We start from the raw sequence: 25,855 nt of genomic DNA on the forward strand, positions 1-25,855 counted from the left end.
TGTCTCGATGCCCAAAGGGCGGTAAAAATTTAAAGGAAGAAATCCATGCGGAAATAGATCGGCGCTTCACGTTCCGTGATCGGGTCCGGTCGTTCCAAAGAGTGTGCAAAGGTCACCGTGGCCGCGACGTTCTTGCCGCGTGCAAACAGTTCCAGGGAATTGCTGCTCATGCGCCCATGCTGCTCGGCGTTGTAGCGACCATGGCGGACCACGCCCTGGTCGTAGCCGAGGCTGGTGCCGTATTCGGTCAGCACGGGTTGCAGCCAGGCCCAGGTCACCGGGCGGCTCCAACGCAGGTCGTTGCGCCAATAGCCGCCGCTGTCGCCGGAGAGCATCTGATCCTTATAACCACGAATCGATGACTGCCCGCCCAGGCTTATGCGCTGTGGGCTGAACAGCACGTCCTCACTGCGCTGGCCGGTCATCAGGCTGCTGAAGCTCAACGACTCGCCCCACAGTTTGAACGGGTACAGGTAGCTCACGGTTGCGGTGTATTTGCGGTAGCGCGCATCAGCCTGACCCGGCCGTGGGTTGTGATTAGCCTGGGCGTCGAAGGCGCCAATGCCGTCCTGCATGCCCAGGTCGATGTTAAGGAATGACTCGCCAATGCGCCGACCGTGGTTGATGCCGAACTGCGCTTCGCTGAGACGGTTGCTGCTCAGGGCCAGCTTGCTGTCTTCGATGAAATTATTGGTACGCAGGTAAGCCACGCCAGTGCTGAGGGAGGTTTTGCTCAGCGCGTCACGGTGAATGACTCGCTCCAGGCGCAACTGGTGGCTCTGGCTGTCGCCCGACTGCTTGAAGTTGAAGTTGTTGGCCTGGGCCAGGGAGCGGTATTCGGACTCGCTGTAGCTGTAATTGAGGTTCCACCAGCCAAACGGCAGGTTGTAATTGAGCATCGAGTTACGCGAGGTTTTCTGGTGGTCGCTGACGGCATCATGACCGCCACGCAGGGAAAGCTGGTCGGCAAGGCCAAGCGGGTTATCCCAATCGAGACTGGCGCCCCATTGCTGCTCACCGGTGCTGCGCTGACCGCCGTTATGGCGTGACAGCCCAACGCGCCAGGGCTTTTGTGGGGTGTTTTTGACCAGTACATCGCTGCCGCCCACTTCTTTACCCGGCGCCAGTTCCATCTGCGCCTGATTCGACGGCAGGCGGTTCAACTGGTCGACCATCTGCTCAATTTCGCGCAGGTTAAGCAATTCACCCTGTTTACCTGGAAAGCTCATCCCGAGTTGGCGGTCGGTGATGCCGCTGCCCTGCGCGCCCTTCAACCCTTCCAGTCGGCCTTCGACTACTTGGATCTTGAGCACGCCACTGGAGAGGTCCTGCTGAAGCAAGTAGGCACGGCTGGTAACCAGCCCTTTGGCCAAGTAGCGGTCAGTGATGACCTTGAGCACCTCATTGAGTTGCGGCACGCCCAGGCACTGGCCAATGTAGGGCTGGATCAGCGCTTGGCGTTCGCGTTCAGAGAGCGCGTCGGCACCGGAAACTTCGAGGGTCTTGATGGGAAAGCAACGAGTGTCGACGGGGGCCGTTGGCGCAGTGGGCGCGACGGTTTTCCCTGGCAGGTCCTTGAGCTCTTCGAGGCGACGCTGCTGCTCTTCGAGCAAACGGTCCTGACGGTCACGAATCAGATCGGTGATGCCCGGCGTGTTCTGCGGGGCGGCGGCTTGAGCCAATCCGGCTGCGCTCAGGCAAAAAAAAGCGGACAGCAGGCCGAGCCCGGTCCGGCGTAACAAACGCCACATTAATAGATCCCTCTATATGGCACAGAGCCATCAATGAGCGGCGATCATAGGGTGGCGATATAGTGGCGTCAATTAAATGTATGAATTTGTTTCAACATCGATACAGAGACGGCTGAATGCTGGCCGCGTTGTACGTCTGATCACGCTGGAGAAATCCAGGGCAAAAAAAAGCCTGCATCTCTGCAGGCTTTTTTATGTCGCTATCTGGCTCCACGACCTGGACTCGAACCAGGGACCCAATGATTAACAGTCATTTGCTCTACCAACTGAGCTATCGCGGAATGCGCCGTATGTTACTGATTAAAAAGGATAAGTCAAGCGCCCCCTTTCATTCGGTGTGATTAAATCGGATGACCGGTTGAATCGGCGTGTTCCCTTGCCAACTCCAGCCAGGCCAAAGCCGCCGGTGGCAGATGGGCGCTCGAGCGCCAAGCCAGGGCGATGTGCCAGTCGGTGTGGGGTTCATCCAACGGGATCAGGGCGATGCCAGCGTGTTGATGTTTGTGCGCCAGCATGCGAGGCACGAAGGCCACACCCAGTCCCGCGGCGACCAGGTCGATGATGAAGTCGATCTGCCCGCTGCGTGCGGTCACCTTGGGGGTGACGCCTTTGCGCTCGCAGGCAGCGAGGATCTTGGCGTTGAGGGCAAAGCCGGCTTCGAAGAGGATGAACGGTGAATCGGCCAGGTCAGTGAAGTCGATGCGCTTGCGCTGGGCCAAAGGGTGGCTGATGGGCAGCACGGCCATCAGCGGCTCATTGCGCACAGGTTGGTAGTCGAAGTCTTCATCCACCGGCAGCAGCAGCGCCGCCAGGTCGACCTCCCCCGCTTCCAGGCATTCGCGCAGCTTTTTGCTGCCGTACTCGGTGAGTTCGATGTCGATGTCCGGGTAGCGGCTGCGGTAGGTCGCAAACATCGTCGCAAACAGCACACCGCAGCCCACCGGCGGCAGGCCGATACGCAGCACGCCACGCTTTAAACCGCGCAGGTCGTTGATCTCGGCCACCAAGTCGTTGCGCTCGGCAAGCAGCACCAAGGCTCGGCGGTAGGCGATTTCGCCGGCAGCGGTGAGTTCGTTACGGTGACCCAGGCGGTTGAGCAACGGTGTGCCCAGTTCATCTTCCAACGTCTTGACCGCCTTGCTCACGGTGGATTGGGTCAGGCACACCACCTCGGCGGCCTGGGAGAAACCACCCTGGCGCACCACTTCGACAAAGGCACGCAATGTTCTCAGGTTCATCGGTATTCCTTCGGCGACTGACCACCAGCGATAAAAGTTGTTTTTATCATGCCAGAGAATTGCCTATCCTGACTCCACCTTGCCTTGTGGAGCCCTCCAATAATGATCATCTCGTCCGCCTCCGACTACCGCGCAGCCGCCAAGCGCAAGTTGCCGCGCTTCCTGTTCGACTACATCGACGGCGGCGCCTACGCCGAACACACGCTGCGTGCGAACAGTTCGGACCTGGCCGAGATCAGCCTGCGCCAACGCATCCTGCGCAATGTGGACAACCTGAGCCTGAAGACCACGCTGTTCGGCCAGGAGCTGGACATGCCGGTGATACTCAGCCCGGTGGGCCTCACCGGCATGTACGCGCGACGTGGCGAAGTGCAGGCGGCCAAGGCGGCGGCGAACAAGGGCATTCCGTTCTGCCTGTCGACGGTGTCGGTGTGCCCGATTGAAGAGGTGGCATCGCAGAGCGCGCAGGCGATCTGGTTCCAGCTGTATGTGCTCAAGGACCGTGGTTTCATGCGCAACGCGCTGGAGCGCGCGCAAGCCGCGGGCGTCACTACATTGGTGTTTACCGTGGATATGCCCACGCCCGGCGCGCGTTATCGCGATGCCCACTCGGGCATGTCCGGACCGTTCGCAGCACAGCGGCGCATGCTGCAAGCCGTCACCAAGCCGCAATGGGCCTTCGATGTAGGACTGATGGGCCGACCCCATGACCTGGGCAACATCTCCAAATACCTGGGCAAACCCACACACCTGGAAGACTACATCGGCTGGCTGGCGAACAATTTCGACGCCTCCATCAGTTGGAAGGACCTGGAATGGATCCGCGAATTCTGGAAAGGCCCGATGATCATCAAAGGTATTCTCGACCCTCAGGACGCCAAGGACGCAGTGAGTTTCGGTGCCGATGGCATCGTGGTCTCCAACCATGGCGGTCGCCAGTTGGATGGTGTGCTGTCCACTGCCAAGGCCCTGCCTCCGATTGCCGATGCGGTGGGCGACGATCTCACGGTTTTGGTGGACTCCGGCATCCGCTCCGGACTGGACGTGGTGCGCATGCTGGCCTTGGGTGCCAAGGCCTGCCTGCTGGGGCGTGCCACCGCCTACGCGCTGGCCGCCGACGGCCAGCACGGCGTGGAAAACCTGCTGGACATCTTCGCCAAGGAAATGCGCGTGGCCATGACCCTCACCGGCGTCACCTCCATCGCGCAGATCGACCGCTCTACCTTGGTCTAACCCTGCTGCTCGACGATCCCTCGCGCCTTGAGTTGGGCCAGTTGCTGCGCCGACAAGCCCAACCGTTCACCGAGGATATCGTCGGTGTGCTGCCCCAACCTCGGCGCCGGCCGCACGTATTCCACGGGCGTGCCGGACATTTTGATCGGGCTGCCGACCATGGCAAAGTCCGGGTTCTGCGGGTGTGGGATGTTCACCATCAGGTTGCGCGCGATCACCTGGGGTTCTTCCAGGGATTGCGCAATCGAGTTGATCGCCCCCACCGGCACCTTCGACGCGTGGATGCATGCCACCCACTCATCGGCGCTGCGCCCCAGGAAGTGCGCCGAGAGCAACGCGACGATGTCTTCGCGATGGGCCACGCGGTCGGCATTGCGACGGAAGCGCGGGTCCTCCGGCAAGTGCGGCAGGCCGATGCTCTGGCACAGGGCGATGAACTGGCTGTCATTACCGCAGGCGATGATGAAGTCACGGTCGGCGGCGCGGAACACCTGGTAAGGCACGATGTTGGCGTGGGCATTGCCATAACGCTGCGGCACCTTGCCCGACGCGAGGTAGTTCATGCTCTGGTTGGCCAACGTGGCGACTTGCACGTCCAACAACGCCATATCGATGTATTGACCAACGCCGGTGCGCTCACGGCTGAGCAATGCAGCCTGGATCGCCACGGTGGAATACAGGCCGGTCATCAAGTCGGAAAACGCCACGCCAACTTTTTGCGGACCGCCGCCCGGCAAATCATCACGCTCGCCAGTAATGCTCATCAAGCCGCCGATGCCCTGGATGATGAAGTCGTAGCCCGGCTCTTCGGCACGCGGCCCGGTCTGGCCGAAACCGGTGATGGAGCAATACACCAGGCGCGGATTGATCTCGGCCAGGGTCGCGTAATCCAGGCCATAACGGGCCAGGGAACCGGCCTTATAGTTCTCGATCAGTACATCCGAGCTGGCCGCCAAAGCGCGTACCAATTCCTGACCTTCGGGAGTGGCCATATCGATGGCCACGGATAACTTGCCGCGATTGGTCGACTGATAATAAGAAGCTTCGCCGGACGATTCGCCGGTGTCGGTCTTCATCCAGGGCGGCCCCCAGGCACGGGTGTCGTCGCCGCTTTTCGGGCGTTCGATCTTGACCACTTCCGCGCCAAGGTCGGCCAACACTTGCCCACACCAGGGGCCGGCCAACACACGGCTTAAATCCAGTACCCGCAAACCTGTCAATGCACCCATTGTTCTTATCCTGTGAGGTTGGGAAATCAGCCGGCTGTCGGCTCTTCATGGCGCAGGGAAACACCCAGCATCGCCCGCCGCCGTAACCAGGGGCTGGGGCGGTAACGTGGGTCGTGGGTGAGTTCGCTCATGCGCTGCAAAATCGTAAGGATCCGCCGAGGCCCAAGGGCATCGCCCCAAGCCAGCGGCCCCTTGGGATAACCGAGGCCCAGTTGCACGGCCTGGTCGATATCCTCGACGCTGGCGATGCGCTGCTGGGCAATATCACAGGCCAGGTTGACCACCATCGCCAAGGTGCGCTGGGCCACGAAGCCAACGCTGTCGCCAATCACCGTGACGCCCACACCGTCTGCTGCGAGCAAAGCGTGAGCCGCATCGCGCATGGCGGGCGAAGTCAGTGGGTTCTGCATCAAGGTGCGATGACGCGACAGGTCCGTCAGCAGGTCGATGCACAGGGTGCGCGCGGGGTCGGTGTCGAAGCGCACGCAGGCGCTGGTGGCGTCGCGGCCATACGGGGCCAGCAGGCACAACGCCTCAGGCGAAGGTTGCGCGGCGTGTTCAAGATGGGCGCCCAGGTTGATCACCAGGGCGCTCAAGCGCTCGTAGTCTTCACTGTTTTCCGTGGCGATCCAAACCGGCGGTTGCGGGTTTACAGTCGGTACGGGTTGAGGCTGAGGGCCATTGATGAGCTGGCCGTTTTCATACTGATAGAACCCATGCCCGGTCTTGCGCCCAAGACGTCCAGCCACCAACATCTGCCGGGTCAGGGGCGACGGTTTGTAGCGGGGCTCCTGATAGAACTGGTTGTAGATCGACTCCATCACCGGGTGCGACACATCCAGGCCGGTGAGGTCCAGCAACTCCAGCGGCCCCATCCGGAACCCGGCGCCGTCGCGCAGGATGCGGTCGATATCACCGCGCTCGGCGATGCCCTCATCAAGCATCTTCAACGCTTCAGTACCATAAGCACGACCGGCGTGGTTGACGATGAAACCCGGCGTGTCCTTGGCGCGCACGCCGCGATGGCCGATGCGTGCAGCCAGGGCCAACAGCGCGTCGCCAACCTTTGGCGCGGTGGCCAGGCCGTCGATCACCTCCACCACACGCATCAGCGGCACCGGGTTGAAGAAGTGCAGCCCGGCCACGCGCTCAGGGTGCTGGCAACCGGTGGCGATAGCCGTGACAGACAGCGAAGAGGTGTTGGTGGCGAGGATGCAGGTCGGGCTGACGATGCCTTCCAGCTGTTGCAGCAGACCCCGCTTGGCATCGAGGTTTTCCACGATGGCTTCGACGACCAGGTCGCAATCGCTCAGGTCATCAATCGCCTCGGCAACCCGCAGGTTGGCCAGCGCCGCCTCCATCGCGGCCTGGCTGAGCTTGCCCTTGCCCACCAACTTGGCAAAGGTGCCGCTGAGATTATCCCGAGCCGATTGCGCAGCGCCTTCACGGGCATCGAACAGATGCACCACCACACCGGCCTGGGCCGCGATTTGTGCGATACCGGCGCCCATGACGCCAGTGCCCACCAATCCCATCGTATTCAGGGTGTCGGTCATGCTTATTCCCCCCGGTAGTGCGGTGTGCGTTTCTCGAAGAACGCGGCGGCGCCCTCCTTCTGGTCCTTGGAATCAAACAGCAATTGGAACGCCTTGCGCTCCAGCACCAAGGCGCTTTCCAGCGGCAGGTCGGCGCCGGCCAGCATCACTTCCTTGATCTGCTCCACCGCCAACGGCGGCAATGCGGCAATCTGCGCAGCCAGTTCCAGGGCGCGGGGCAGTGTCTGGTCGTCGCTGACCATTTCGCTGAGCATGCCCATCGCCAGCGCTTCTTTCGCGCTGACCATGCAGCCCGTGAGCGCAATGCGCATGGCCTGGAATTTACCCACCGCGCGGATCAGGCGTTGAGTGCCGCCCGCACCGGGCATCAAGCCGAGCTTCACTTCCGGCTGGGCAAATCGCGCCGACTCGCCCGCTACGATGAGGTCGCAATGCATCGCCAGCTCGCAGCCACCGCCCAGGGCAAAACCGTTGACGGCGGCAATCACCGGCTTAGGGCAACGGCTGATGGCTTCCCACAGGTATTCGGTGTGGCGGCGGTACATATCGATTGCGCCCGCACTGGCGAACTCCTTGATATCCGCGCCGGCCACGAAGAACTGCTCGCCACCGGTCAGTACGATGGCGCGCACATCCTGGCGTCGGGACAGCGCGCGGAAGTGCTCGGCGAGGGCTTCACGCACCTGGGCGTTGAGGGCGTTTTTCACTTCAGGGCGGTGGATACGCACCACGGCCACGCCATTGTCATGGATGTCGAGGGTCACCACGGGTGAGTTGGCGCTGGTCACATTCACTCCTGCTGCACTGTTCTTGTTAGTTGGGCTGGCGCATGTTTCGCTGTGCGAAATAACATTCCGTATTTGACAATTAGCATAAATACCGACCCCGCTGGTGTAAACGGAAAAACGCGGACAATGCTCAAACCATCGACTAACTCGCTGTTTTAAAGGGTTTTATCTCATCTTAAAATCAAGGCGCAAAAGATTGCTTAGTTTCGCAGTGCGGAATACTATTTTGTTTTGTTGATTTTATAAAAAAATGAGGATTACCATGCGCCGTCGAAACCCCGAGCCGGACAGCACAGAAGTTTCCGCTTTCGAGCATGTGTTGATCGACCCGATGAACAACGATGAGGAGGAAGACAAGGATCGCCAATTCGTCACCGCCCTGGCCCGTGGCCTGGAACTGCTGCGCTGTTTCACGCCGAGCGAAAGCGTGCTGGGCAACCAGGAACTGGCGCGCAAGACCGGCCTGCCGAAACCGACGATCACCCGCATGACCCACACCCTGACCCGCTTGGGTTACCTCAAGCACCTGCCGCAGTCAGGCCGGTATCAGTTGGATGTGGGCGTGATGGCCTTCGGTTACGCGATGTTGTCGAACCTGTCGATCCGCGCCGTGGCTCATCCGTTGATGGAGACCATGGCCAAGTACGCCCAGGCGGCCGTTGCGATGGCCACTCGGGACCGCCTCGACGCGGTGTACCTGGACGTGGTCCAGGGCGAAGCGAACATGACCATGCGCCGCCAGGTCGGCACACGGTTGCCGTTGCATTTGAGTTCAGCAGGCCGCGCCTGCCTGGCAGCAATGCCGGAAAACGAGCGGGAGTTCATTCTCGACCATATCCGCCAGCGCCATCTGGAGGACTGGCCGAGCATCCGCAAGGGGCTGGAACGCGCCTTCCGGGACTACACCGATTTCGGCTATTGCATGTCGATCGGTGAGTGGCACCGCGATGTCAACGCCATCGCCGTGCCGCTGCGACACGCACAACACGGCTTGCTGGCGTTCAACTGTGGCGGACCGAGTTTCCACCTCTCCCGGGAGAAACTCGAAGACGACATCGGCCCACGCCTCAAGCACATGGTGAACAACATCGAGGCCGCCACCCGCTAGCTGGACCGGTGCATGGCCTCGGCAGATTGACGATAACAGGCCCGCCGAACGGGCCGCTGAGGAATGCACATGATCCGAGACGCACAAACGCTTCATATCCTGGTGGACGCCATTGCGCAGTTCGTCGACGAAGCGCTGATCCCACGGGAAAACGAAGTCGCCGAGACCGATGAAATCCCGGCGGACATCGTCAGTCAGTTCCAGGACATGGGCCTGTTCGGCCTGACCATCCCCGAAGCCTACGGCGGCCTCGGGCTGACCATGGAAGAAGAGGTGACCATCGCCTTTGAACTGGGGCGCACCTCACCGGCCTTCCGTTCCTACTTCGGCACCAACAATGGCATCGGCTCCATCGGCATCCTGTTGGATGGCACCGACGCACAGAAAGAGCACTACCTGCCGCTGTTGGCCAGCGGCGAGCTGCTCAGCTCGTTCTGCCTCACCGAGCCAGACTCGGGCTCCGACGCCGCCTCACTGAAAACCACCGCCGTGCGCGATGGCGACCACTATGTGATCAACGGCACCAAGCGCTTTATCACCAACGCGCCCCACGCCGGGATTTTCACCGTGATGGCGCGCACCGACCCGGCGATCCGTGGTTCGGCCGGTATCAGTGCATTCATCGTCGAACGTGACACACCCGGCCTGTCCCTGGGCAAACGCGACCACAAGATGGGCCAGCAAGGCGCCCACACCAGCGACGTGATTTTCGACAACGTACGCGTGCCGGCCAGCCAGTTGATCGGTGGCGTGGAAGGCGTGGGCTTCAAGACCGCGATGAAGGTCCTCGACAAAGGCCGCCTGCACATCGCCGCTGTCAGCGTGGGGGCTGCCGAGCGCATGTTGAACGACGCGCTGAACTACGCGATCGAGCGCAAGCAATTCGGCCAGCCGATTGCCGAGTTCCAGCTGATCCAGGCCATGCTCGCCGACAGCAAGGCCGAGATCTACGCCGCGCGTTGCATGGTGCTCGATGCCGCCCGCAAGCGCGACGAAGGCCAGGACATCGGCACCGAGGCGTCGTGTTCGAAGATGTTCGCCACCGAGATGTGCGGCCGCGTCGCTGACCGTTGCGTGCAGATCCACGGCGGTGCCGGCTATATCAGCGAGTACGCCATCGAACGTTTCTACCGGGATGTGCGTCTGTTCCGCCTGTATGAAGGCACCACGCAAATCCAGCAACTGGTGATTGCCCGCAACATGATTCGCGCGGCGCAACGCTAGGCCTCACCGCACCACCATACCCAATGCCCTAACAACTACAAGCAAGGTATCGCTATGGAAGTCGCCGCATCGGCGGGCGCGTTGTCGCCTGCAAAAAGCAAACTGTGGATCGTCGTTTTCATCTTCTGCTTCCTCGGCCTGTTGATCGATGGCGCGGACCTGATGTTGCTGTCCTACAGCCTCAGCAGCCTCAAGGCCGAGTTCGGCCTGACCAGCGTCGAAGCCGGCAGCCTGGGCAGCTTCACCCTGGCCGGCATGGCCATCGGTGGTATCTACGGGGGCTGGGCCTGTGACCGTTTCGGCCGGGTGAAAACCGTGGTGTGGAGCATCGTGCTGTTTTCCGTGGGCACGGCGATCCTGGGCATGACCCACAGCTATTGGCAGTTTGCAGCCACCCGGTTTTTCGCCTCCCTCGGCCTGGGCGCGCTGTATGTGGCGTGCAACACGTTGATGGCCGAATACGTGCCGACCCGCTACCGCACCACCGTGCTCGGCACCCTGCAGGCAGGTTGGTCGGTGGGCTACATCGTTGCCACCCTACTGGCCGGTTGGATTCTCCCGGAGCACGGCTGGCGCTGGCTGTTCTACGTGGCCATCATCCCGGTGATCCTCGCCGTGCTGATGCAACGCTTGGTGCCGGAGCCTCAGGCCTGGTTGACCGCGCGCGCCGAACGGGCGAAAGACAAAGCCAACGGTAGCCAGGACGTCCTGAAGAAAAAGCCCGATGGCATGTTCAAGCTGATCTTCAGCGACCCCAAGGCCAGCCGTATGTTCCTGCTCTGGGCCCTGACCGCAGGCTTCCTGCAATTCGGTTACTACGGCGTGAACAACTGGATGCCGTCGTACCTGGAAAGCGAGCTGGGGATGAACTTCAAGTCGATGACCAGCTACATGGTCGGCACTTATGCGGCGATGATCTTCGGCAAGATCCTCGCGGGCCTGGCGGCGGACCGTCTCGGTCGACGCGTGGTGTTCGCGTTCGGCGCTCTGGGCACGGCGATCTTCCTGCCGGTGATCGTGCTGTTCCAGAGCCCCGAGAATATCCTGTGGATGCTGGTGGTGTTCGGCTTCCTGTACGGCATTCCCTATGGCGTGAACGCGACCTACATGACCGAAAGCTTTGAGGCCAAGTTTCGTGGTTCGGCGGTGGGTGGTGCGTACAACATCGGCCGTATCGGCGCGGCGGTGGCGCCGGCAGCCATCGGCTTCCTGGCGTCCCATGGCTCCATCGGCATGGGCTTTTTGGTGATGGGCGGCGCGTACTTTATCTGCGGTGTCATACCGGCGTTGTTTATTCGCGATAAACAGTTCGATCCGCAGAAACAGTAAGGCCACCGCTTAGTTGCCAATTAACTGGCGTCATCATCCAGCGACTGCTTTTAGCGATAAAAGCAGTCGATTGATTTATATGACTTTTATTAGTTTGAAGCGATTTGGCATGAATCTCGCTCTAACCTTATTCAAGCAGGTTAAGCGATGACAAGACGTGCGGCAGCGCCCAGGGGTTATAACCCTGTGAAAAGCGGTCTAAACTGTTACTCATGTTTTACGGAACTGAAGGAACAGTAAGACGCTTGGCATTCGCCACTCTCATCGAGCCTGTAAGACAGCCCAGTGCTTAGAGGCCGATCGCTTATGAAAACACCCACCCAGACCAACGCAATTGACTTTGACAGTGCCAAATTGCAACGCCTGGGGTTTGGTCAGCCATCCCTCCTCCCACGCCGCCCCACGAGGCTGGAGCAACTTCGCCAGCAACTGGGCCTGCAATTACAAACCAGCCTGGAGCCGGAGCGCATCCTCGGTGTGTTCTTCCGTGAGATCCAACGCCTGGTGCCCCTGGACGCCTTGCAGTACCGCCATCAAGCCAGCGACCTGCGCCTGGAGTTCGGCCATCGCGGCCATCACTCAGTGAGCTATAGCCTGAGCCATGAAGGCGAGCACCTGGGCGAGCTGATCTTTCGTCGCAACCAGCGCCTGGCGGAAGAAGAGCTCGGCCAGCTCGAATCCCTGCTGGCCACCTTACTCTACCCAATCCGCAACGCCCTGCTCTACCGCGCCGCCACCCGCAGTGCCTTGCGCGACCCGCTGACCGAGACCGGCAACCGTATAGCCATGGACCAGACCCTGCAACGGGAAGTCGACATGGCGCGCCGGCACCTCAATCCGCTGTCCTTGCTGATGCTCGACATCGATCACTTCAAGATCATCAACGACACTTACGGCCACACCGCTGGCGATAAGGTGCTGCGCGCCGTCGCCGGGGCGATCAAGCGCCAGTTGCGTAACGTGGATATGGTGTTCCGGTTTGGCGGGGAAGAGTTTCTGATCCTGCTGTCCAACACGGGCCGGGATGCCGCTGCGATGGTCGGTGAGCGCCTACGCCAAGCGGCGCAGGCCCAGGATTATTGGGCGGATGACACGCGGATCGAATTGACGGTGAGCCTGGGCTGCTCGACTTTGCTGGCCGCAGAGTCTACCGAAAGCCTGCTGCGTCGGGCCGACAGCGCCTTGTATGTGGCCAAGCGAGAGGGTCGCAACCGCCTGGCAATGGCGGGGTAAGCCCCCGCCACCCTCATTTCATCAAGCTTCGCTGGCGACCCGCACCTGGCGCTCGCGCACCACGGCTGGGGTCTTTTCTTTCTCCAGGCGCATGCAGCTTTCCAAGAACAGGTACATGTAGTCGTAGCTCTTGCATACGGCCTGGCGCAGCTCGGTCTGCAGTTCCTTGGTCGGGTTCATCCCGGCCAGGGTGCAGATGATTTCCAGGGCTTCCCATGGGTGGGCATCATCGTACTGCGCGTGCATCTTCAGCCACTTCATCGCACGCTTGCGCTCTTCCTCTGGGAAAGCCGCCGCATAGACGCCGGTAGAACACACCACGGCGGACCATTCACCCGTGGCGCCCTCGATCGCATAGTTGGTCGCGGCAATGGCCACGATCAGCGAGTCGGCAGAACTGGTGTGCCAGCACCAATGGCTCAGCGCGTGCAGTTCCGGTGGTACGTTCTGGGCCTGCAATTCCTCCAGGCTCACGCCGTGGGCACGGGCCCAATGCACCCAATAGTCGGCGTGGTTGAGTTCCACGCGAATATTGCGCATCAGCCAGCGGCGCGCCATGTCCTCCCCAGGATGGCGGGCAAATTTGGTCTTGGTGAGGTTCTGTGCCATGTACAAGGCAAACTGTTCCACCACGGGCCATCCACCGATCAGGTAGTGGCGCATAGTCTTGGCGCTGAGCGTGTTGTCGCGCATACGCTGGTACAGTTCGTGTTCGACAACGCGGCGCTTGCTCTCGCTACAGTCCAGGATCAGTTTCTGAGCCCAGGCAGGGTAACTGGAGGCTTCCATAAGCGGGCCGGTTCTGATGAATGTGTCGATCACTGTTAAGGTTCCTTTTTAAGTGTGATTGTACAGACCAGCGAATGTTTCAGCGGAATGTGCCGGGCGCCTTGAATAACAGAGGCTGCGGCCGCACAGGTCGACACTGCAAGCTATCAAAGGTAAACAATTGCGGTCGTTCAATCAGGTAGCCCTGAGCGTAATCCACACCAATTTCGAGCAATGCCTGTTCGATTTGCGGTGTCTCGACAAATTCAGCAATTGTGTGCTTACCCATGACATGGCCGATGTGGTTTATCACTTCGACCATTGCGCGGTTAATCGGGTCGTCCAGCATATCCTTTACGAAACTTCCATCGATCTTCAGAAAGTCTACAGGTAAATGTTTGAGATAGGCGAATGAGGACATTCCGGCACAAAAGTCATCCAGCGAAAACTGACAACCTAAAGCTTTGAGTTCATTAATAAAACGGATCGCACTGCCCAAGTTTGCAATCGCACTGGTTTCGGTTATTTCAAAACAGATCATGCCCGGCGGAATATTGTATGTATGAAACTTCTCACGTAAAAACCCGAGGAAGTCTTCATCACCAATAGTGATGCCTGACAGATTGATCGCACACATGGCCATCGGGCGTCCCGGCCGCTCCTGTATGCACCGGCTGATGAGTTTGAACACATTCTCCACCACCCAGCGGTCCAGGGACGTCATCAAACCGTAACGTTCGGCCGCCGGGATAAAGCTGTCGGGCAGGATGATACGGCCGGCCTCGTCATGCAGGCGCAACAGGATCTCGATATGCCCATCGCCGCCGTCGGTAGGCCCCAGCGGTGAAATTTCCTGGGCGTACAGGCAGAACCGGTTCTCTTCCAACGCCATGTGCAGGCGCTGCACCCAGGCCATTTCGCCAAAACGCAGCGACAGTTCCGAGTCGTCGGCGTGGTACACCTGCACGCGGTTGCGGCCTTTTTCCTTGGCCATGTAGCATGCCATGTCGGCGGCGCGCAGTGAGGTTTCCAGCGTGGTCGGAGTGTGGCCCAGGTGCACCAGGCCGATGCTGACGGTGGTCATGAACGGCCGGCCCTTCCACACAAAGTGCAGGCTTTGCACGGTGTGGCGCAGGCTCTCGGCGATCTTCTCCGCGACTGCCGCCGGGCAGTTTTCCAGCAGGATGCCGAATTCATCGCCACCCAGGCGCGCCAGGGTGTCGCCCTCGCGCAGGTCCGACTGCAGCAGCGCGCAGATATGCCGCAGCAGTTCGTCGCCGGCCGCGTGGCCACAAGTGTCGTTGACCAGCTTGAACTGGTCCAAGTCGAGGAACATCAACGCATGACGCTCGCCCAGCCGCTGCGCGGTGGGATGCAGCACCTGTTCCAGGCGGAATTCGAATTCGCGACGATTGGCCAGGCCAGTCAGGGCGTCGTGGGTCGCCTGCCAGGACAGGTTGGCGATGTATTGACGCTCCTGGGTCATGTCATGCAACACCAGCACCGCACCCGTGACCTTGCCGGCACTGCGGATCGGCGCGCCCACCAGCGTCACCGAGACCGTGCTGCCGTCCAGGCGCTGGATGGTTTTGGAATGCTCGCTGCCGCCACTGAGCTGGCCCTTGACGATGTGTTCAATGAGCGTAAAGCCGTCGGGCTGGGCATTGTCGTCCAGCAGGTTGAACAGCGCAGCCAAGGGCAGGCCTTGGGCCTGGGCCGAATTCCAGTGGGTCAGCGCCTCAGCCGCCGGGTTCATGTAGGTGATGGCGCCGTCGACGTCGGTGGTGATCACCCCGTCGCCAATCGACTCCAACGTGATCTGCGCACGCTCCTTCTCTTGCTGCAAGGCATTGGCAAACGCGTGGCGCTGGGTCAGCAGCTTATGGGTACGCAGCAGTGCCAGGACGATCAGGCCGAGGGCCGTGGCCAGGTTGGTGATCAGCAGCAACCGCAGGATCATCCGCGAGCCTTCGCCCAAGGCATCACTGAACGCTTTGGCCGCCGGTGTCACACCTTCATTGATGGCGATAATGTGTGCTTTCCACTGGCGTACGTCGTTGGCGCTGACGTGGTCGCGGGTGATTGCGCCGTGCATCTCGCGGGCCAACTCATCCAGTTGCATCAGGTAACCATCGCCCACTGTCCATAGCTCGATGGCTTTTTCCAGGTAGCTGAAATGGCGAAAGTTGAGGTACAGCCAGATCAGACTGGAGACATCGTCCGGATGGTTGCCCCCCTTGAGGATGCCCAAGCGGGCAGCGCTGAGGTCTGGTGTGGATTGGTCCAGCGCAACCCGCAATTCATGCCCGCCCTGGGGCACGGCGATGGCCTGCTGGTATTTGAGGTAAGTGGCTTCGTCGCGGTTGTCGGCGTAGAGCGTCAGGTAATAGATGGCATCTTTCTGGCCCTTGGACCACAGACTTTCACCTGCGACGTAGCCGCGCACTGCCGAGAGCACGTAAAGACTGACGCAGCCTAACAATGCCTGGAACAGCACAACGGCGATGAAGGGCCAGACAATGCCCAACAGCCGTGGCGTTCCGAGAGTCCGCTTTTGCTTCATGAAGCCCCTTGCACATGCACCGCTGGATACGCACGCGAAACACCGCTTCCGATAGCTCAGCCTAGGCTAAATCAACGAACTTGCTGCAAGTGTCCGTAGAGTTTGGCGTACAACCCACCGTCAGCAATCAGCTGTTGATGGTCGCCGTCCTCTGCAATGTGACCGCCGTCGAACACTAACACTCGGTCGGCTTGCTTAACCGCCGACAGGCGGTGGGCGATAATCAGTGTAGTACGGCCGCTGAGGAACCGCGCCAGCGCCTGGTGCAGGTTGTATTCGGTGGCGGCGTCCAGGGCAGAAGTCGCCTCGTCGAGGATCACCACTTTTGGCTCGGCCAGCACCATGCGCGCAATCGCCAGGCGCTGACGCTGCCCACCGGAAAACCGCACCCCGGAACGCCCCACCACACTGTCCAGGCCCATGGGCAATGCCTTGACGGTAGCATCCAGCTGGGCGATTTCCAGTGCCTGCCAGCAGGCTTGATCACTGCGTTCGCGGCCCATGGTCAGGTTGGCGCGCACCGTGTCGTTGAACAGCGCCGGGTGTTGCAGCACCACGGCGACGTTTTCGCGAATGGTTTCCAGGCCGATTTCCTGCTGGGTAGCACCACCAAAGCGGATAGTTCCAGCCTGTGGCGTATAAAGTCCGAGCAACAGTTGCACCAAGGTACTTTTACCGCCGCCACTGGCACCGACGATTGCCACCTTCTCACCGGGTGCGATGGCCAGGTTCAACTGGTCGAGCACCAAGTCTTCGCCATAACCGAAATTGAGGCCGCGCACTTCGATGCCGACCGTCTCGCGCCCAACGAAAGGATCTTCGCCGCCGACGTATTGCGGCTCATCGGCACGCGCCAGCAGTTCGTTGATCCGCGTCAGCGCGCCGCCTGCCGCGTAATAGGCGTATTGCAGGTTCAGCAATTGCTCCACCGGGCCGATCATGAACCACAGGTAGCTGAACACCGCGAGCATCTGGCCGATCGACAGGTCGGAGAACAAAACGGTAAGCATCGCCGCTGCGCGGAAGATGTCGATACCGAACTGAAACAGCAAACCGCTGGCGCGGCTGGAGGCGTCGGTTTTCCACTGCGAATGGATCGCGTAGTCGCGCACTTCCTGGGCACGCTGGCCCAGACGCCCGAGGAAGAAGCCCTGGCGATTGCCTGCGCGGACTTCCTGGATCGCGTCCAGGGTTTCAGTCAGCGCTTGGGTAAAACGCGAAGTGCTGTCGTTTTCCAACTTCTTCAGGTGTTTGACGCGCTTGCCCAACTGCACCGTGGCGTAGATCACCAGCGGGTTGAACAACAGGATCAGCAACGCCAGCTGCCAATGCATCCACACCAGGATCGCCGAGGTACCCACCAGGGTGAGCATGGCCACCAGGAAGCGGCTGAGGGTTTCTCCGACAAATTTGTCCAGCGTGTCGAGGTCGGTGACCAGGTGAGTCGTTACCGTGCCGCTGCCCAGGCTTTCGTACTCGCCCAGGGAGATACGCTTGAGCCGCTCGATCAGGCGTACACGGATGCGGTACACAATGTCCTTGGCCAGCCGCGCAAACAGCCGCGCCTGCACCACGTTGAACACCAGGGCACCACAACGCAGGAACAGGGTCACCAGCAACATCAGGCCGATATAGCCGGCCGCCTTCTGCCAGCCCAGCGGCAGCGCGTGATTCATCACCTTGAGGGCAGCGTCGCCGTGGCCCAGCAGGACCTCGTCCACCAGCAGCGGCAACAGCAAGGGAATCGGTACGCTGCACAGGGTCGCCAGCACGGCGACGCCATTGGCGATCCACAGGGATTTCTTGTGACGCAGGGCCAGGCGGCGAATTTCCGCCCAGGTCAGGCGATCGGTGCGCTGGGCGGGTTCATGCACAGGTGGCTCGCTCCAGCCATCGACCCAGCAGAGGCGACAGCTCGGACAGCGACTGGTAACCGTTGGTCAGCAACGCCAACTGACCATTACGCTCGGCCAGCAGCGTCGGGAAACCGGCGATGCCCAGGTCTTGCACCCAGGTGAAATCGGCCGCCGTGGCGGCATGCTGCTCAGCGCGGTCAAACTCGCCGGCAAACTCGATGCGCGGGATACCCGCCTGCTCGGCCAATTCCACCAATACGCTGGCGAGGGTCACGTCGCGGCCTTCCACATAGAAAGCACGCTGGATCAGCCCCAGCAGTTTCCAGGCGCAGTCCGGCGCCAGGCTGCGTGCGGTGACGATGGCGCGGCACGCCGGCTCCGTGTCGTAGACAAAACCGTCGGGCAACGCGCCTTCACGCTTGAACGGCTGGCCGGTGGCGTCAGTGACCGCCTGCCAGTGTTCCAGGATATAGCGCCGAGTGGTCGGCTCCAGCGCTGCGCCGCTGCCGGTACGCAAGCCGCCCACCACCAGATGCAGCTCGACGCCGGCCGCCTGGGCCTGCTCCACCAACGCCTCGGCCACCGGGGCAAAACCCCAGCACCAGGAACACATCGGGTCCATTACATAGAGCAGCCGCGCGGACATGGGTCAGGCCTCGGAAGGGGTTTGCTTGTAGTTGAAGCCAATCGGGTGCGGCATGTTGCGGGCCTTGGCCAGCTCGATCTGCTTCTGCCGGTCGATCGCGCTGCGGCGGGTCTTCTCCGGCAGCTTATCCCAGCAATGCGGGCAACTGATGCCAGCCACATAATGCTCGGAGGCGCGGTCTTCGACACTGACCGGTGTACGACAGGCATGACATTGATCGTAGTCGCCTTCGCTCAGGTCGTGGCGCACGGTCACGCGATTATCGAAAACAAAGCAGTCGCCCTGCCATTTGGTTTCTGCCTGCGGCACCTCTTCAAGGTACTTCAGGATGCCGCCCTTGAGGTGATAGACCTCGTCAAAGCCTTCGCTGAGCATGTAGCTCGACGCCTTCTCACAGCGAATGCCACCGGTGCAGAACATCGCGACTTTCTTGTGCTTGGCCGGGTCGAAGTTGGCTTTGATGTAGTCGGGAAATTCGCGAAAACTGGTGGTTTTCGGGTCGATCGCGCCTTCAAAGGTGCCGATGGACACTTCGTAGTCGTTACGGGTGTCGATCAACAGCACTTCCGGGTCGCTGATCAGCGCGTTCCAGTCCTGCGGGTCGACGTAGGTACCGACTTTCTTGTTCGGGTCGACGCCTTCGACGCCCAAGGTCACGATCTCTTTCTTGAGCTTGACCTTGGTGCGGTAGAACGGCTGGTCGTCGCAGTAGGATTCTTTGTGGTCAATGTCGACCATGCGCGGATCTTGCTTCAGCCAGGCCATCAGGCCATCAATGCCTTCGCGGCTACCGGAAACCGTGCCGTTGATGCCTTCTTCGGCGATCAGCAAGGTGCCTTTGATGCCGTTGTCGACCATCGCCTGCAACAGGGGCTCGCGCAGGGCGACGTAGTCTTCGAGGGTGACGAACTTATACAGTGCCGCCACGACAATCGGTTGAGTCATGGGTGTTCTCTCCAGGTGGCTACCCTCGCAAAGGGTGAACCGGATGCAAAAAAAACGCGCCGGCTGAGCGGCGCGTTGCAGATTCTAACAAATGCCCGGTGTCAGAGACACCCGATCATCAATCATGTCCGCCAGCGCAGGTCGGCGAGGCCGGGGCTGCGTCGATTTTCGCCCATTCTTCAGGCGTGTAGGTATGCAGCGCCAACGCATGAAACTCGTTCATCAGGTCACCCAGGGTGGCGTAGACCTTCTGGTGGCGCTTGACGCGGTTGAGCCCCTCGAACTGCGGGCTGACCAGCACGGCCTTGAAGTGGGTCTGCAACCCACGGCTGTGCATATGGCTTTCGTCCAGCACGCTCAAGTGGTTGGTGCCCAAGGCGGCAAGCGCCGTTTCGATACGCTGTTGCATGGTCATTCCTGCTTACTTCTTCTTGGCCGGAGCGGCGGCTTTAGGCGACAGCTCGTTGGTCATGTCTTCCAGCAGCTTGTTGACTACCGGCACGGCGCTTTCCAGCTTGGCCTGGGTCATCTGGGCCGATTGCTGGGTCAGCTGCGGCATTTTTTCCAGGACTTTCTTGCCCAGCGGCGACTGGTAGAAGGCAACCAGGTCCTTGAGTTCGGATTCGCTGAAGTTGGTGGTGTAGAGCTTGACCATGTCAGGTTTCAGCTTTGGCCAGCCGATGGCCTGGTCCAGGGCGGCGTTGGCCTTGGCCTGGTAGCTGTCCAGTACGGACTGCTTGGCGGCAGGCGCCTTGGTCTGTTCAAAACGCTGGGCGAACATTTGCTGCACTTGCATGTACACCGGGGTACCCAGCTTGTCGGCATGGGCCAGGGTAAGGAAGGCTTCGGCACTGGCGTTGTGGCTGGCGGTATCGGCAAGAACCTGGCCGCTGGCGCAAACCAGAGCAACCGCGGTACAGATGGCACGAAGACGAGTCATCGAGTTTCCTTTTCTAGCAGGCGAGGTCAGACCCCAAGGGCGCCCATTCTGCGCCTAAAAAACCTTATGGCTCAACCCCGAGCCTTGCTGGATAAGGATTGACCGATGAAAAGTCTTTTAGGGAACCCCCCTGGCCGAACACGGCCTAAACTGCGCAAACGAACCTGAAGGAGTGTGCCCGATGAGCCGTATCGAAACCGACAGCCTGGGAGAAGTTCACGTCCCGGATGACGCTTACTGGGGCGCCCAGACCCAACGTTCGCTGGTTAACTTCGCCATTGGCGAACAGCGTATGCCGCTGGCGGTATTGCACGCCCTGGCCCTGGTCAAGAAGGCCGCAGCACGGGTCAATGACCGTAATGGCGACTTGCCCGCCGACATCGCCCGCTTGATCGAACAGGCCGCCGACGAAGTGCTCGATGGTCAACACGACGACCAATTCCCCCTGGTGGTCTGGCAGACCGGCAGCGGCACCCAGAGCAACATGAACGCCAACGAAGTGATCGCCGGCCGCGCCAACGAACTGGCGGGCAACAAACGTGGCGGCAAGAGCCCGGTGCACCCCAACGATCACGTTAACCGTTCCCAGAGTTCCAATGACTGCTTCCCCACCGCCATGAGCATCGCAGCGGTCCAGGCTGTGCATCAGCGCTTGCTACCGGCAATTGCGACGCTTTCCGGCGGCCTGGCTGAACAAGCAGCCAAACATATGAAGCTGGTGAAGACCGGCCGCACTCATATGATGGATGCCACGCCAATCACCTTCGGCCAGGAGCTTTCGGCGTTCATCGCCCAGCTTGACTACGCCGAACGCGCCGTTCGCGCCGCACTGCCCGCCGTGTGCGAGTTGGCTCAGGGCGGCACCGCCGTCGGCACCGGGCTGAATGCGCCCCACGGTTTTGGCGAGGCGATTGCCTCCGAGCTGGCGGCGTTGTCGGGCTTGCCGTTCGTCACCGCGCCGAACAAATTCGCCGCCCTTTCCGGCCATGAGCCGTTGGTGACGCTACACGGCGCCCTGAAAACCCTGGCCGTGGCCCTGATGAAAATCGCCAATGACCTGCGCCTGCTGGGCTCCGGCCCGCGCACCGGGTTGGCCGAGGTGAAGTTGCCGGCCAACGAGCCAGGCAGTTCGATCATGCCGGGCAAGGTCAACCCGACGCAGTGCGAAGCGCTGTCGATGCTGGCCTGCCAGGTGCTGGGCAATGACGTGACCATCGGCATCGCTGCCAGCCAAGGTCACTTGCAGTTGAATGTGTACAAGCCGGTGATCATCCATAACCTGCTGGAATCCATCCGCCTGCTGGCCGACGGCTGCAACAACTTCCAGGAACACTGTGTGGCCGGGCTTGAGCCAGACCCCGTGCAGATGGCCGAGCACTTGGAGCACGGGCTGATGCTGGTGACCGCGCTCAACCCGCACATCGGCTACGACAAGTCGGCGGAAATCGCCAAGAAGGCTTACGCCGAAGGGTTGACGCTAAGGGAGGCCGCGCTGGACCTGGGCTACCTCACCGACGCGGAGTTCGACCAGTGGGTTCGCCCGCAAGACATGCTCGGTGCCTAAGACGCCATGCGCAATCGCCGGGCCTTGAGCCCGGCGAGCAACGACGGCGCCAGTGCCACGGTCGCAGAACCCAGCACTACCACCAACGCCCCGGCATAGCCCAGGGCGTTGATTTCTTCGGCCTGCACATACTCAGGCCACAGCCACGCCGACAGGGCGACCGCCACGAAAGTCACCAGTGGTGTAAGTGCCAGGGTCGCACTGACCCGCGAAGCTTCCCAATGGGCAAGCGCTTCGGCAAAGGCGCCGTAGGCCACCAGGGTATTCATGCAGCACGCCAGCAACAGCCAGCCCTGCAGCGGGCTCAGGTCCAACGCCTCCATAGGATGCGCCCAGGGCGTGAGCAACAAAGCGCAGGTGAGGTAGATCACCATCATCACTTGCAGCGAGTTCCACACCGTCAGCAACTGCTTCTGGCCCAGGGCGTAAAACACCCAGATTGAAGTGGCAAGCAGGATGGTCAGCACGCCAGCGGTATAGGCGCCAAGGGACGTCAGCAACTCCTCCAGACGCTGGTTGAAGAACAGGCCAAAGCCGGCGATCAACACGAATAACCCGAGCACCTGCCCGCGACTGAAACGCTCCTTGAACACAAACACACTGGCGATCATCAAGAAGATCGGCCCCATCTGCACCACCAGTTGCGCCGTGCCAGGGCTGAGCATTTTCAGGCCCACCAGGTACAACACGTAGTTGCCCACCAGGCCGCACACCGCCATCCCTACCAGCCAGCCACCCTTGGGGCCCAGCACCTTGCGGCTGGGCAAGCGCTTGGTCAGCGCCAGGTAGACGAACAGGCAACTGCCAGCCACGATCAGGCGAAACCAGGTAACGGTGATCGGGTCCATCACCTGCAGCACCTGCTTGAGTTTGATCGGCAGGATGCCCCAGAGCAGCGCGGTCAGCAGGGTCAGGAGAAAACCGTAGACCCAGCGGCCGGAAGAGATGTGCATGAGTGCCCCAGAAGCCAGAGGAAGTGGAGCCGCATTCTAGGGGCACCCGACGCACTTTGTGTAGCGAAGATCAGCGCACCGCTTCGAACAATCCGGTGGCGCCCATGCCACCGCCCACGCACATGGTGACGATGCCATAACGCAGATTGCGCCGCTGTAACTCACGTACCAGATGCCCCACCTGCCGCGAACCGGTCATGCCGAAGGGGTGGCCGATGGAGATCGATCCGCCGTTGACGTTGTACTTGGCATTGTCGATTTCCAGGCGATTACGCGCATACAAGCACTGGGACGCGAAGGCTTCGTTGAGTTCCCACAGGTCGATATCCGCCACTTGCAAGCCCTTGGCCTTGAGCAGCTTGGGCACCGAGAACACCGGGCCGATGCCCATCTCGTCCGGTTCGCAACCCGCCACCGTGAACCCACGGAAAAACGCCTTCGGCTTGAGGCCCAGTTCAAGGGCTTTTTCCAGGCTCATCACCAGCGTCATCGAGGCGCCGTCGGAGAGCTGCGACGAGTTACCCGCCGTCACCGAGCCGTCCTCGGCAAATACCGGCTTCAAGCCTTGCAGGCTGGCCAACGTGGTGTCCGGGCGATTGCAGTCGTCACGATCGACCACGCCCTCGAGCACCTGCACTTCACCGGTGTTCTTGTCTTCGACTTTGTACTTGACCGCCATCGGCACGATTTCATCGTTGAACAAACCGTCTGCCTGAGCCTGGGCGGTGCGTTGCTGGCTTTGCAGGGCGTACAAGTCCTGCTCTTCGCGACTGACGTTGTAGCGACGAGCGACGATCTCGGCAGTCTGGCCCATGGGGAAATAGATACCCGGCACCTGCTCTTTCAGCAGCGGGTTGATCAGGTTGTCGGTGTTGACGCTTTTCATCGTCAGGCTAATGGACTCGACGCCACCGGCAACGATGATATCGCTGCAGCCCGACGCGATCTGGTTGGCCGCGATGGCAATCGCCTGCAAGCCCGACGAGCAGAACCGGTTGAGGGTCATCCCCGCCGTACCGGTACCCAGTTGTGACAACACCGCCACATTGCGCCCGATGTTGTAGCCCTGGGCACCTTCGTTGGAGCCGGCGCCGACGATGCAGTCCTCCACCGTGGCCGGGTCGATTCCATTGCGGGTGAGCAGCGCGTTGACGCAATGGGCCGCCATGTCATCCGGGCGGGTCTGGTTGAACTTGCCACGAAACGATTTGGCCAGGCCAGTTCGCACGCTGTCGACGATCACTACTTCACGCATGGGCTACCTCGATCTTGTGGTTGTCGGGAGATGGATCGAGGATAGATCCAGCTCCCGCCAACCGCGACGATCATTCACCCTATGGATAGGCCTACTTCTTCTTGCCTTTCTTGTCGTGCTTGTCGGATTTGTCGAACGCCGCCTCCAGCGCCCGGTTGATCGTGCGCAGCACCTTGACCCGCGCCCAGCGCTTGTCGTTGGCCTCCACCAGTGTCCAGGGCGCGATTTCAGTGCTGGTGCGGTCAACCATATCGCCCACGGCGGCACGGTAGTCGTCCCACTTGTCGCGGTTGCGCCAGTCGTCTTCAGTGATCTTGAAGCGCTTGAACGGGATTTCCTCACGGGCCTGGAAACGCTCCAGCTGGGTCTGCTTGTCGATGGCCAACCAGAACTTGACCACGATCACACCCGCGTCGCGCAGTTGCTCTTCAAAGTCATTGATTTCGCCATACGCGCGCATCCAGTCCGCTGGGGTGCAAAAGCCCTCGATGCGTTCCACCAGCACACGGCCATACCACGAACGGTCGAAGACAGTGAACATGCCCCGCGCCGGGATCTTCTGCCAGAAACGCCACAGATAAGGCTGGGCACGCTCGTCCTCGCTCGGTGCGGCAATCGGCACGATGTGGTACTGGCGCGGGTCCAGCGCCGCCGCCACCCGACGGATCGCCCCGCCCTTGCCCGCCGCGTCGTTGCCTTCGAACACCGTGATCAACGCGTGCTTACGCATGCGTTTGTCGCGCATCAGGCCGGAGAAGCGTGCCTGCTCGGTGATCAACTGTTCTTCGTAATCGTCCTTTTCCAAGCGCTGCGTCAGGTCGAGGCTGTCCAGCAGGCTCTTCTTGTCCACGGAGGCGATCAACGGTGCCGGGTTCATGCCACTGGCCTTGCCCTTGACCAGCTTCAACGCATTTTGCAGGCCTTCGAGCAGCAGCTTGCCCACGGTGAGGCTGCGATAGTTGCTGTCCACCCCTTCGATTACATGCCACGGTGCATAGTCGCGGCTGGTACGGCGCAACACGCGCTCGCCGAAATGCACGAATTTGTCGTAGGTCTCAGACTGCTGCCAATCCAGCGGGCTGATGCGCCAGCTGTGCAGCGGGTCATCGGCCAGGGCCTTGAGCCGCGCTTTCATTTGCTTCTTGGACAGGTGAAACCAGAACTTGAAGATCAGTGCGCCTTCATCACAGAGCATCTTTTCCAGACGCTCCGCACCGGCGATAGCCTGGTCCAGGCGCGCGTCCTTGATCTGCCCATGCACGCGGGCCTGCAGCATCTGGCTGTACCAATTACCGAAGAAGATCCCCATGCGGCCTTTGGCGGGCAGTTGCCGCCAGTAGCGCCAGGCTGGCGGCCGCGCCAGCTCTTCGTCGGTCTGCTGGTCGAAGGTGCGCACCTCGATCAGACGCGGGTCCATCCATTCGTTCAATAGCTTGACCGTCTCACCCTTACCGGCACCCTCGATACCGTTGATCAGGATGATCACCGGGAAGCGCTTCTGCTGCTGCAGCTCGTATTGCACCTCCAGAAGTGCCTCACGCAGCGCAGGGACTTCGGCGTCGTACGTGTCTTTGTCGATGGCGTGACCGATTTCGGCGGATTCGAACATGGGCAGCTCCGTTTCAAGATGGCTCAAGACTAGCGGATTGGGCAGCAACACGCGGAAGGAAATTCCA

21 protein-coding genes and 1 tRNA gene are annotated in these 25,855 nt (G+C 60.9%); 6 read left to right on the plus strand and 16 right to left on the minus strand.

Annotated elements, in window-relative coordinates:
* Positions 1–29: 29 nt before the first annotated feature.
* From WH299_RS08680 to WH299_RS08690, 3 genes are all read right to left on the minus strand, one after another.
* Complete coding sequence (locus tag WH299_RS08680; protein ID WP_126570971.1) at positions 30–1,751, minus strand: ShlB/FhaC/HecB family hemolysin secretion/activation protein; 1,722 nt, start codon at positions 1,749–1,751, stop codon at positions 30–32.
* 205 nt (positions 1,752–1,956) lie between these two features.
* A tRNA-Asn gene (locus WH299_RS08685) sits at positions 1,957–2,032 on the minus strand.
* A gap of 60 nt (positions 2,033–2,092) precedes the next feature.
* Positions 2,093–2,989: a LysR family transcriptional regulator gene (locus tag WH299_RS08690; protein ID WP_339550061.1), complete on the minus strand. Its 897-nt coding sequence runs from the start codon at positions 2,987–2,989 to the stop codon at positions 2,093–2,095.
* A gap of 102 nt (positions 2,990–3,091) precedes the next feature.
* On the opposite strand from WH299_RS08690, the gene lldD reads away from it, so the two are divergent.
* Positions 3,092–4,222: an FMN-dependent L-lactate dehydrogenase LldD gene (lldD, locus tag WH299_RS08695; RefSeq protein WP_010208917.1), complete on the plus strand. Its 1,131-nt coding sequence runs from the start codon at positions 3,092–3,094 to the stop codon at positions 4,220–4,222.
* Here lldD and WH299_RS08700 read toward each other — a convergent pair.
* The 3 genes from WH299_RS08700 to WH299_RS08710 are packed head-to-tail and all read right to left on the minus strand — an operon-like array spanning position 4,219 to position 7,795.
* The gene (locus WH299_RS08700) at positions 4,219–5,451 is read right to left on the minus strand and encodes a CaiB/BaiF CoA transferase family protein (RefSeq protein WP_126570973.1); all 1,233 of its coding nucleotides are present in this window, start codon (positions 5,449–5,451) and stop codon (positions 4,219–4,221) included. The two genes, lldD and WH299_RS08700, sit on opposite strands and share 4 nt — an antisense overlap.
* Positions 5,452–5,477: 26 nt before the next feature.
* Complete coding sequence (locus tag WH299_RS08705) at positions 5,478–7,007, minus strand: 3-hydroxyacyl-CoA dehydrogenase (protein WP_339550062.1); 1,530 nt, start codon at positions 7,005–7,007, stop codon at positions 5,478–5,480.
* Between the two features lie 2 nt (positions 7,008–7,009).
* On the minus strand, positions 7,010–7,795 hold the full coding sequence (locus tag WH299_RS08710; RefSeq protein WP_016976408.1) for an enoyl-CoA hydratase: 786 nt from the start codon (positions 7,793–7,795) through the stop codon (positions 7,010–7,012).
* Positions 7,796–8,057: 262 nt separating this feature from the next.
* Between WH299_RS08710 and WH299_RS08715 the strand changes: the two genes are divergently transcribed.
* The 4 genes from WH299_RS08715 (at position 8,058) to WH299_RS08730 (ending at position 12,689) form a co-directional block, all read left to right on the plus strand.
* A complete protein-coding gene (locus WH299_RS08715; RefSeq protein WP_122555173.1) occupies positions 8,058–8,903 on the plus strand; it encodes an IclR family transcriptional regulator in 846 nt (281 codons plus the stop codon).
* A gap of 69 nt (positions 8,904–8,972) precedes the next feature.
* Positions 8,973–10,127: an acyl-CoA dehydrogenase family protein gene (locus WH299_RS08720; RefSeq protein WP_028617230.1), complete on the plus strand. Its 1,155-nt coding sequence runs from the start codon at positions 8,973–8,975 to the stop codon at positions 10,125–10,127.
* A 54-nt stretch (positions 10,128–10,181) separates the two neighbouring features.
* Positions 10,182–11,456 carry an MFS transporter gene (locus tag WH299_RS08725; RefSeq protein ID WP_028617231.1) on the plus strand — a complete coding sequence of 425 codons (1,275 nt, stop codon included), beginning with the start codon at positions 10,182–10,184 and terminating at the stop codon, positions 11,454–11,456.
* A gap of 306 nt (positions 11,457–11,762) precedes the next feature.
* Positions 11,763–12,689, plus strand: coding sequence for a GGDEF domain-containing protein (locus WH299_RS08730; RefSeq protein WP_339550063.1), 927 nt, complete (start codon positions 11,763–11,765; stop codon positions 12,687–12,689).
* Between the two features lie 21 nt (positions 12,690–12,710).
* On the opposite strand, the gene WH299_RS08735 is transcribed toward WH299_RS08730, so the two are convergent.
* The 7 genes from WH299_RS08735 to WH299_RS08765 form a co-directional block, all read right to left on the minus strand.
* Positions 12,711–13,511 (minus strand): TenA family transcriptional regulator, encoded by an 801-nt coding sequence (locus tag WH299_RS08735; RefSeq protein ID WP_122725784.1) that lies wholly within the window; start codon positions 13,509–13,511, stop codon positions 12,711–12,713.
* 46 nt (positions 13,512–13,557) lie between these two features.
* Positions 13,558–16,020: an EAL domain-containing protein gene (locus tag WH299_RS08740; RefSeq protein ID WP_339497925.1), complete on the minus strand. Its 2,463-nt coding sequence runs from the start codon at positions 16,018–16,020 to the stop codon at positions 13,558–13,560.
* Positions 16,021–16,091: 71 nt separating this feature from the next.
* A complete protein-coding gene (locus WH299_RS08745) occupies positions 16,092–17,894 on the minus strand; it encodes an ABC transporter ATP-binding protein (RefSeq protein WP_123474409.1) in 1,803 nt (600 codons plus the stop codon).
* On the minus strand, positions 17,887–18,489 hold the full coding sequence (locus WH299_RS08750; RefSeq protein ID WP_177128180.1) for a DsbA family protein: 603 nt from the start codon (positions 18,487–18,489) through the stop codon (positions 17,887–17,889). Before WH299_RS08750 ends, WH299_RS08745 begins: the two co-directional genes overlap by 8 nt.
* A 36-nt stretch (positions 18,490–18,525) precedes the next feature.
* Positions 18,526–19,467, minus strand: a complete 942-nt coding sequence (trhO, locus tag WH299_RS08755; protein WP_122725778.1) for an oxygen-dependent tRNA uridine(34) hydroxylase TrhO — start codon at positions 19,465–19,467, stop codon at positions 18,526–18,528.
* 118 nt (positions 19,468–19,585) lie between these two features.
* Positions 19,586–19,882, minus strand: a complete 297-nt coding sequence (locus WH299_RS08760; protein ID WP_122725775.1) for a BolA family protein — start codon at positions 19,880–19,882, stop codon at positions 19,586–19,588.
* Between the two features lie 6 nt (positions 19,883–19,888).
* On the minus strand, positions 19,889–20,407 hold the full coding sequence (locus WH299_RS08765) for a DUF2059 domain-containing protein (RefSeq protein WP_016976397.1): 519 nt from the start codon (positions 20,405–20,407) through the stop codon (positions 19,889–19,891).
* 181 nt (positions 20,408–20,588) lie between these two features.
* On the opposite strand from WH299_RS08765, the gene WH299_RS08770 reads away from it, so the two are divergent.
* The gene (locus tag WH299_RS08770) at positions 20,589–21,971 is read left to right on the plus strand and encodes a class II fumarate hydratase (protein WP_123474410.1); all 1,383 of its coding nucleotides are present in this window, start codon (positions 20,589–20,591) and stop codon (positions 21,969–21,971) included.
* On the opposite strand, the gene WH299_RS08775 is transcribed toward WH299_RS08770, so the two are convergent.
* The 3 genes from WH299_RS08775 to pap all read right to left on the minus strand — a co-directional run bounded on the left by WH299_RS08775 (position 21,968) and on the right by pap (position 25,788).
* Positions 21,968–22,924 carry a DMT family transporter gene (locus WH299_RS08775; protein ID WP_123474411.1) on the minus strand — a complete coding sequence of 319 codons (957 nt, stop codon included), beginning with the start codon at positions 22,922–22,924 and terminating at the stop codon, positions 21,968–21,970. The two genes, WH299_RS08770 and WH299_RS08775, sit on opposite strands and share 4 nt — an antisense overlap.
* 70 nt (positions 22,925–22,994) lie before the next feature.
* The gene (locus tag WH299_RS08780; RefSeq protein ID WP_122687124.1) at positions 22,995–24,179 is read right to left on the minus strand and encodes a thiolase family protein; all 1,185 of its coding nucleotides are present in this window, start codon (positions 24,177–24,179) and stop codon (positions 22,995–22,997) included.
* A gap of 91 nt (positions 24,180–24,270) precedes the next feature.
* Positions 24,271–25,788 carry a polyphosphate:AMP phosphotransferase gene (gene pap, locus WH299_RS08785; protein ID WP_339550066.1) on the minus strand — a complete coding sequence of 506 codons (1,518 nt, stop codon included), beginning with the start codon at positions 25,786–25,788 and terminating at the stop codon, positions 24,271–24,273.
* Between the last annotated feature and the right edge of the window lie 67 nt (positions 25,789–25,855).

Source organism: Pseudomonas sp. MYb541, from assembly GCF_037479595.1.
Lineage (GTDB): Bacteria > Pseudomonadota > Gammaproteobacteria > Pseudomonadales > Pseudomonadaceae > Aquipseudomonas > Aquipseudomonas canadensis.